Origin of the sequence: Pantoea sp. SIMBA_079, assembly GCF_046940275.1 — a bacterium.
Classification (GTDB): domain Bacteria; phylum Pseudomonadota; class Gammaproteobacteria; order Enterobacterales; family Enterobacteriaceae; genus Pantoea; species Pantoea borealis.
Window position 1 is genome coordinate 1 of the sequence record NZ_JAWRYR010000074.1, and the last position, 373, is coordinate 373.

General features: G+C 65.4%; 1 protein-coding gene. It reads left to right on the plus strand.

Annotated features, from left to right (window positions below):
* Positions 1 to 79: 79 nt before the first annotated feature.
* The coding region (locus SB719_RS19160) for an alpha/beta fold hydrolase (protein ID WP_412159601.1) at positions 80 to 373 on the plus strand (294 nt) is incomplete at its 3' end.

Genomic DNA, 373 nt, shown 5'->3' on the forward strand with positions numbered 1-373 from the left:
GTGGGCACATGTTCCCGCTGGAGCGTCCGGCCGACACTGCCAGCCTGATCAAGGGCCTGTTCGACCGCTGGAGCCAGGCATGAGCGCGCACGTTGAGGAAATTCGCCTGAGCCTGGGCCATATCGAACTGGCTGCACACCTGTTCGGCCCCGAAGACGGGCTGCCGGTGATTGCCCTGCATGGCTGGCTGGACAACGCCAACAGCTTTGCCCGCATGGCTCCGCAACTGAAAGGGCTGCGCATCGTCGCTCTGGACCTGGCCGGCCATGGCTATTCGGAGCACCGCCCGCTCGGTGCCGGTTATGCCCTGGCCGACTATGCCCATGACGTGCTGCGCGTGGCCGAGCAACTGGGTTGGCAGCGTTTTGCCCTG